The organism is Mesorhizobium sp. M2A.F.Ca.ET.067.02.1.1 (genome assembly GCF_004023285.1).
In the GTDB taxonomy this organism is placed as follows: Bacteria; Pseudomonadota; Alphaproteobacteria; order Rhizobiales; family Rhizobiaceae; genus Mesorhizobium.
The window spans coordinates 22,443-29,892 of record NZ_RZSB01000014.1 but is presented as its reverse complement, the minus strand read 5'-3'; the positions used below and the strand labels follow the sequence as shown (position 1 = coordinate 29,892).

Below are 7,450 nucleotides of genomic sequence, written 5' to 3'. Positions count from 1 at the left end.
CTTCAACGGCAACGGCAACACCGGGGAATATGACGGCAACAGCAACATCGGCGCCGGCAATGGCAACTTCAACGGCGGGTCGTTCAACGGCAACGGCAATGCCGGCGCCGATGTTGCTGTTGCCGTCATATTCGCCGGTGTTGCCGTTGCCGTTGAAGGAGCCGATGTTGCCGTTGCCGCTCGTCGCCGAGGTGTTGTTGTTGCCGTTGAACGCGCCGACATTGCCGGTACCGCTGTTGAAGGCGCCGACATTGCCGGTGCCGCTGTTCTTGTAGCCGAGATTACCGCCGAAGTTGCCGAGCGGATCCATGCTCCTGACGTTCGAGCCGATAGCCTGGCCGTATTTGCCGACCGCCGCCTGGACGGCCGACTTGCCGAAGGCCTGGCTGCCCGTCGCTGTGTCGGCCTTCGCTGCGGTTGCGCTCAACAACCCCAGGCATAGCGCCGGTATGACGTAGCGTTTCATCTGCGAGCTCCTTCCATAGCTAAGCTTGAAATTGGGCTTTCGAAATGGCCCCGGTTTCGAAAAGGATCGTTCGTCGAAAAGGACTGGGACCGCCGGCGACATGTCGCGATAGCCTTGCGCGGGGGACGGGCGCGTGGCTCGGCGGTCCCAGAGACGTCAGCGTCTTTCCAAACTGAAGTTTGGCGACGCTGTCGGTTGGACCAGCGCTAGCGGTTGGCGTTGCCGTTTCCGTTGCCGTTGCCGGCGCCCCAGTTGCCGTTGCCGTTGGCATTGCCGTTTCCGAAGCCCCAGTTCCCGTTGCCGTTCACGTTGCCGTTGCCGAGGCCGAAATTGCCGTTGCCGTTGCCATTGCCGTTCGCGACGCCGGCATTCAGGTTGCCGTTATAGTTGCCGTTGAAGGCGCCCATATTCGCATTGCCGTTGCCGTTGCCGTTGCCGAAGCCGAAGTTGCCATTGCCGTTGAAGTTGCCGTTGTAGGCGCCGGTATTGGCGTTGCCATTGCCGTTGCCGTTGCCGACGCCGACATTGCCATTGCCGTTGCCATTGCCGCTGCCGATCGAAAGCGCGGATGCCGTACCGGTCAGAGCCGACAATACGGCCGCGGCCAGGATGATCTTTCTCATGACGTTCTCCTTCGTTTGCGTTGAGCTTCCCGGGCAGTTCAAGATGACCGGGAGGACGCTTGAAGGATGCACGCAGAAATAGTTGCGATACATTCGGGCTGATCAGCGGAGGTTGTCGGTTTTTCTGCTGATCCCCATGTCAGGAAAAGTTGAAGCAATCAGGAAAAAACTGACAGGCATAAAGGCATCTGGCGGGTGTATACTGCTCGGACATTCATGCCTTTTCTCGCCGACCCGCGGATGGCTTGCGACCCTCGCGACGGCAATGGGAAGAGAAAGGTTGATGTGGGCGGGTATGACTACAGGCAAGGACGATAGGGCCCTGCGCCGTAGGCTTGCGCGGCGCTTGATCGCCGTGCAGGAAGAGCAGCGCCTGCGCCTGTCGCGGGAGCTGCATGACGACCTCGGCCAGATGCTGGCCAGCGTCGCGCTGGAGTTGCACAACGTCCGTGCCGGCACGCAAGAGATGGACGGCCGTCTTGAGCGCGCCGCGATGCTTATCGATCGGCTCAGCGCCAAGGTGCATGACGCTGCCTGGAACCTGCGGCCCGCCGACCTCGATCGTCTCGGCCTGCGCGCTTCGGTCGAGGATCTGGCGACAATGCTTTGCAGCCAGCTCGGCATTCCATGCGAGATGGATCTCGACGCCCTTTCGAACCCGCTGCCCGCAGAGACCGCGCTCACGCTTTATCGTGTCGCGCAGGAGGCGCTTACCAATATCGGCAAGCATGCCCAGCCAAGCCGGGTAAGCGTGACGGCCCATATTCAGGACGATCGAATGCGCCTGACAATCGAGGATGATGGCCGCGGCTTTGACGGCCGCGCCGACCCCGGTCCGGGCCACCTGGGACTTGCCGGAATGCGGGAGCGACTGGCGCTGGTCGGCGGTGAACTGACGGTCGAAAGCGCCACGATGAAAGGAACTACCGTTTATGCGGATGTGCCGTTGGCACATTGAATAGTGGGGGAGGACTGCGCCTTCCAAGGACAGTCTGATGGATGGGGAAATGGTCGCTTCGGCTTCGGGCCTGTTCGTCGCGTTTTGCCAAGTGTCTGGTTTTGCACGGGTTCGGACAGCACAACGCGACGTTCCTTTCCTAAACTCGTCTACGTGAAGCGCCGCACATCCCGGACATTAGCTGCGGCTTACAATCCGCGCCGCATGGGTTAGGCGGGGGGATAGCTTTACCCGCTACGGCCGCCTCAGGGCTTGCCGATACAGACGGGCGTCCCGCGCCATGCGGGGCTGTTGCCTAGACCATCAAGGACAAGAGGCCTCTTCCGGAGGAAGGGCTCTTCACGACTGATGGAGGTTAAAGGTGCGCTGCAGGCGGATATTTCTGGTCGACGACCACCCGATCATGCTGTCGGGGGTCGGGGCGATGATCAACAGCCAGGACGATCTGACGGTCGTCGGCCTGGCCGGGAATGCCGAGGATGCCCTTGAAGGGATCGGCAAGACGCTGCCCGATATCGCCGTGGTCGATATATCGCTTCCCGGCGACAGCGGGGTCGTGCTGATCGAAAGGCTCGGCGAGCGCTTTCCCGAGGTCAGCTGCATAGCATTGACAGCGCATGAGGACCCCGGCTGCCTGCGCCAGGTGCTTGCGGCGGGTGGCCGCGGCTTCGTGGTCAAGCGCTCGACCGCGACGGACCTGCTGCAGGCCATCCGATGCGTGCTGGCCGGTGACAATTATGTCGATCCCGCACTCGCGGCGCGCATATTGAGCCCGCGCAGCGCCCCGCAGGGCGATCCGGGCAATCTCAGCCAACGGGAGCGGTCGGTGATCCAGCTGGTGGCGCTCGGCTACAGCAACAAGGAAATCTCGTCCCGACTCAACCTCAGCATCAAGACGATCGAAACCTATCGCACAAGGGCGTCCGAGAAGCTCGAGCTCCGCTCGCGGGCGGCCATTGTGCGCTTCGCGCACTCGAATGGCTGGCTGGCCGAGTTGCCGGTGTGAGCCGGCATGGCCGGGATGCATCCCGGAGTAGAGGAACTGAGGAATTGAGGAAAAAGGGAGTCCGAGTCGTTCTTCAATTCTTCAATTCTTCAGTTCTTCAATTCATCAGTTCCTACTCGCCCAACTTGTAGAAGCGCCGGATGATTTCCCACGCTTCCTCGGCGGTGTCGACGAAATCGATGATATCCTGATCGCCGGGCGAGATGGTGCCCTGCTCGGCGAGGAAATCGAGGTCGATCACCCTTCGCCAGAAGGCCTTGCCGAACAGGATCACCGGCACGCGCTCCATGCGCCCGGTCTGGATCAGGGTCAGCGTCTCGAAGAACTCGTCCATCGTACCGAAGCCGCCCGGGAACACGGCGACCGCCTTGGCGCGCATGACGAAATGCATCTTGCGGATGGCGAAGTAGTGGAAGTTGAAGCAGAGCTCCGGCGTGACATAGGCGTTGGGCGCCTGCTCGTGCGGCAGCACGATGTTCAAGCCGATCGACGGCGCGCCGACATCGTCGGCGCCGCGGTTGCCTGCCTCCATGACGCCAGGGCCGCCGCCGGTGACGACGACATATTCACGATAATAGGAGGTGGCCGATTGCTGCGAGCACAGACGGGCGAACTTGCGCGCTTCCTCGTAATATTTGCTGTTCGCCTCGAGGTTCTTCTTCTGCGTCTCGTTCTTCGCCGCCCAGGCTTCGCCGCCGGGCTCGGGCAGGCGGGCGCCGCCGAACAGGATCACGGTCGAGCGGATGCCGCGTTCGGCCAGGATCATTTCCGGCTTCAGGAGCTCCAGCTGCAGCCGCACGGCGCGCAATTCGCGCCGCGTCATGAAGTCCGGATCGTTCCAGGCCAGCCGGTAGGTTTCGGCACGTGTCTGCGGGGTATCCGGCACGCTTTTCGCGCGCTCCAGGTCCTCGTCCGAATGCGGCAGCGGCGTCCACCCCGCCTTTTCCATGGGAGTCATCGAATCCACCCGTCCAATTCCTTACTTGCGCCGTCCCGTGACGCTGGCGCGATTGACCCTCATTCAGCCTTAACATAGGGTCCGCGCGACTTTTAAACAGGTTAAGGCTCAGCCCCTTAACAGCTTGGTAATGGAGCGAAATCATGTCGAAGCCCGATCTGGCGAGCCTCGAAACGACCATCGAGAAGGCCTTCGAGGAGCGCGACACGATTTCGACCGCCACGCGCGGCGAGACGCGCGACGCCATCCAGTCCGCGCTCGACCTGCTCGACCGCGGTGTCGCCCGCGTCGCCGAGCGGCGGGACGACGGCACGTGGCACGTCAACCAGTGGCTGAAGAAGGCGGTGCTGCTCTCCTTCCGGCTGAACCCGATGGAGATCATCAAGGGCGGCCCCGGCCAGGCGGTGTGGTGGGACAAGGTGCCGTCCAAGTTCGACGGCTGGAGCGCCGTCGATTTCGAGAAGGCCGGCTTCCGCGCCGTGCCGTCCTCGATCGTGCGCCGCTCGGCCTATGTCGCGCCGGGCGCCGTGCTGATGCCGTCTTTCGTCAATGTCGGGGCCTATGTCGATTCGGGCACCATGGTCGACACCTGGGCCTCGGTCGGCTCCTGCGCCCAGATCGGCAAGAACGTGCATCTTTCCGGCGGCGTCGGCATCGGCGGCGTGCTGGAGCCGATGCAGGCCGGCCCGACCATCATCGAGGACAATTGCTTCATCGGCGCGCGCTCCGAAGTGGTGGAAGGCTGCATCGTGCGCGAAGGCTCGGTGCTCGGCATGGGCGTGTTCCTCGGCCAGTCGACCAAGATCGTCGACCGGGCCACCGGCGAGGTCTTCTACGGTGAGGTGCCGCCCAACTCGGTGGTGGTCGCCGGCTCGATGCCGGGCAAGAATTTCCCGAACAACGAGCCGGGCCCGAGCCTCTACTGCGCCGTCATCGTCAAGCGCGTCGACGCCAAGACGCGTTCGAAGACCTCGATCAACGAATTGCTGCGCGATTGATCCTTCCTAAAGCGCGTCGCGATCTTTCAGATTCGCTCCCTGCGCTTTAGGTTTTGATCTTGCGCATGTCTTTGTCCCGAAACCGGTTCCCACTTCGGGAGACATGCTTTGACGGAGCGGACGCGGTTGTCTGAAAGATCGCAATTCCTCTGGCTGTTCTTCAGCCTTTCGGGGCGGCTGAGCCCGGTCGCCTATGCGCTGGCCGGAGTTTTGCTGGTGCTCGTCCAGTTTTTCCCGTTCTACCAGTTCGCGCGGGTGGAGTTGAACACCACCGCCAGCCAGAACTGGGCCATGATCTGCTGGGGCGTGCTCTTGATCTCGGCCTGGGCCACCTTCGCGGTGACGGCAAAGCGCTTCCACGATTTCGGCAAGCCGACCTATTTTGCGCTGATCTCGCTCATCATCGGTCCCATCCTGCTCATCATCCTCTCCTGTTTCCGCAGCGATCCCGGACCGAACCGTTACGGCAGGCGCACCAACGCGCCGGCCGATTCGTGAGGCTGTCATGCGCTACCGCGCGCTCGATCCGCAACTGATCATCGAGACGGCCGAAAGGCTGGAGGGGCGGATCGGCGAGCGTTTTCCGGATGCCGGCCTGCGCGGCGTCGCCGCCGAGCTGGTGTCGCTGTCGCGGGACCTCGCCAAGGCGGCCAGGGAACTGGAGACGCCGATCTGGTGGCTGCGCGGCGTCATCATCGCGGCCTTCATCGCCGGCGTGGCGGTGTTCCTGTTCGTCGGCACGATCCTGCCGCTCGACCGCATTTCGGGCGCCGACGACGCCGTACAGTCGATGCAAGGCATCGAAGCGACGATCAACACCGTCATCCTGGCCGCGCTCGGGCTGCTGGCGCTGGTCCGCACCGAGGAGCGCATCAAGCGCAAGAAAGTCTTCCGCCAGTTGCACGGGCTGCGCTCGCTGATCCATGTCATCGACATGCATCAGCTGACCAAGGACCCGGCGGCGCTGTCGGCCGATTTCAAGCCGACCGCGCACTCGCCCGCCCGCATGACCAACGCCGCGGACCTTGCGCGCTATCTCGACTATTGCTCGGAGATGCTGTCGATCGCCGGCAAGGTGGCGGCGCTGTTCGCGCAGTCGGTCAATGACGATGTCGTCATCGACGGGGTCAACGACATCGAGAACCTGAGCTCCAACCTGTCGCGCAAGATCTGGCAGAAGATCACGCTGATCGAAGGCCGCCGCTAGAGCGGTTCACCGTTTCAAGGAAACGGCGAACCGCTCTATCCGTTTGTTTTTGCGCAATTCCGGACGGAAAACCGCTCACACTTTTCCTGGAATTGCGCTGACCGCGTCCGGCCCGAGGCCGGGGGGACCGCGCTTTTCCGCTTCGGCCTGACGCACCAGAGCCGCGACCCGTTCGTTCATCGGCGCCGGGATGCCGGCCTGCCTGGCCAGGCGAATGACCGCGCCCTGCAATTCGTCGATCTCGGTCGGACGGCCGCGTTTGAGATCGTCCCACATCGACGAACGCGCCTGAGGGCCGATCGCCAGCATGCGGCGCGCCAGGAGGCCGAACAGCCAGTCGGGCAGCCGCAGCACTTTCGGCAGCAGCGCCGGCGGCAGGCCGGTGATGCGCGCCGGCGCTATGCCCGCCGCCCTCATCGCGGCGAGCGCCTCGTCGATCTGGGCGGCCAGGATCACGCGCCAGATCCGGTCGGCCAGTTGGCTTGCCAGCGGCAGGTCGGAGAGCGCCACCAGGGCATTGTTGAGGTTCATCAGCAATTTGCTCCACTGCACCGCCTTCATGTCGGCGCGCGCCTCGACGGCAAGCCCGTCGACATCGAGCAGCTCGGCAAGGCCATCGACGCCGTCGTCGATCATTACCTCGCCCTGGCTGGCGCGATGGATGCGGAACGGCAGCTCGCCGTCCGCCGACTGCACGACGTTGAACATCACCATGCCGGTCAGCACCCGCCGTCCGGGGAGCGCGTCACGCAGCCGGTCGGCATTGTCGACGCCGTTCTGCAGGCTGACCACCACGGCATCCGGACGCCCGTGGGCGGCGATCAGCTTCGCCATCTCCCCGGTCGCGCCGCTCTTCACCGTCACCAGGATGACATCGGCGTCCGCCAGTGCGATCGCCGGATCGACGGTCGCCGAAATCGCCTGCGCTTCGATGCGGCGGTCGCGGCCGTCAAGATCGCTGACGCGCAACCCGCTTTCCCGCATGGCCTCGACGACGCGGCCGCGGCCTAGGAAGACGACCTTGCGCCCGGCGAGCGCCAGGCAGCCGCCGACATAGCAGCCGATGCTGCCGGCGCCGGCTATCGCGATGGTGCTTGTTTCGCTGGCCATGAATTTGTCCTCGCTTGGCTCCCGACTTGCCATGATGTCCTGTCGTTCTCCCAGAACTGCTGCAAACGTCCGGGCGACATGCATTTATACGTGATGAAAACCATATTGTCGGCGGCATCACCGG

General features: G+C 63.5%; 8 protein-coding genes and 1 pseudogene. 5 read left to right on the top strand and 4 right to left on the bottom strand.

Annotated elements, in window-relative coordinates; genetic code table 11:
- Positions 1 to 466 (bottom strand): annotated as a pseudogene (locus tag EOA28_RS38645) (hypothetical protein); the annotation flags it as partial.
- A 206-nt stretch (positions 467 to 672) separates the two neighbouring features.
- Positions 673 to 1,089 (bottom strand): hypothetical protein, encoded by a 417-nt coding sequence (locus EOA28_RS38640; RefSeq protein ID WP_189341915.1) that lies wholly within the window; start codon positions 1,087 to 1,089, stop codon positions 673 to 675.
- A gap of 112 nt (positions 1,090 to 1,201) precedes the next feature.
- Between EOA28_RS38640 and EOA28_RS03315 the strand changes: the two genes are divergently transcribed.
- Positions 1,202 to 2,047, top strand: a complete 846-nt coding sequence (locus EOA28_RS03315) for a sensor histidine kinase (RefSeq protein ID WP_127386335.1) — start codon at positions 1,202 to 1,204, stop codon at positions 2,045 to 2,047.
- Positions 2,048 to 2,408: 361 nt separating this feature from the next.
- Positions 2,409 to 3,053, top strand: a complete 645-nt coding sequence (locus tag EOA28_RS03310) for a response regulator transcription factor (RefSeq protein WP_245463435.1) — start codon at positions 2,409 to 2,411, stop codon at positions 3,051 to 3,053.
- Between the two features lie 112 nt (positions 3,054 to 3,165).
- On the opposite strand, the gene EOA28_RS03305 is transcribed toward EOA28_RS03310, so the two are convergent.
- Positions 3,166 to 4,011 (bottom strand): LOG family protein, encoded by an 846-nt coding sequence (locus tag EOA28_RS03305; protein WP_126080167.1) that lies wholly within the window; start codon positions 4,009 to 4,011, stop codon positions 3,166 to 3,168.
- Positions 4,012 to 4,154: 143 nt separating this feature from the next.
- Between EOA28_RS03305 and dapD the strand changes: the two genes are divergently transcribed.
- From dapD to EOA28_RS03290, 3 genes are all read left to right on the top strand, one after another.
- A complete protein-coding gene (gene dapD / locus EOA28_RS03300) occupies positions 4,155 to 5,009 on the top strand; it encodes a 2,3,4,5-tetrahydropyridine-2,6-dicarboxylate N-succinyltransferase (RefSeq protein ID WP_127251077.1) in 855 nt (284 codons plus the stop codon).
- 126 nt (positions 5,010 to 5,135) lie between these two features.
- Entirely contained in the window at positions 5,136 to 5,507 is a 372-nt protein-coding gene (locus EOA28_RS03295; protein WP_189341914.1) for a DUF805 domain-containing protein, read from the top strand.
- A 7-nt stretch (positions 5,508 to 5,514) separates the two neighbouring features.
- Positions 5,515 to 6,216, top strand: coding sequence for a hypothetical protein (locus tag EOA28_RS03290; protein WP_126080164.1), 702 nt, complete (start codon positions 5,515 to 5,517; stop codon positions 6,214 to 6,216).
- A gap of 75 nt (positions 6,217 to 6,291) precedes the next feature.
- Here EOA28_RS03290 and EOA28_RS03285 read toward each other — a convergent pair whose 3' ends face one another.
- Positions 6,292 to 7,326, bottom strand: coding sequence for a 2-dehydropantoate 2-reductase (locus tag EOA28_RS03285; protein ID WP_128314565.1), 1,035 nt, complete (start codon positions 7,324 to 7,326; stop codon positions 6,292 to 6,294).
- Positions 7,327 to 7,450: the final 124 nt, after the last annotated feature.

What these genes read in the sequence shown, in the direction of transcription:
- EOA28_RS03285 (WP_128314565.1), bottom strand. Translation starts at nt 7,326, where the DNA reads ATGGCCAGCGAAACAAGCACCATCGCGATAGCCGGCGCCGGCAGCATC.
- EOA28_RS03305 (WP_126080167.1), bottom strand. Translation starts at nt 4,011, where the DNA reads ATGACTCCCATGGAAAAGGCGGGGTGGACGCCGCTGCCGCATTCGGAC.
- EOA28_RS03290 (WP_126080164.1), top strand. Translation starts at nt 5,515, where the DNA reads ATGCGCTACCGCGCGCTCGATCCGCAACTGATCATCGAGACGGCCGAA.
- dapD (WP_127251077.1), top strand. Translation starts at nt 4,155, where the DNA reads ATGTCGAAGCCCGATCTGGCGAGCCTCGAAACGACCATCGAGAAGGCC.
- EOA28_RS38640 (WP_189341915.1), bottom strand. Translation starts at nt 1,089, where the DNA reads ATGAGAAAGATCATCCTGGCCGCGGCCGTATTGTCGGCTCTGACCGGT.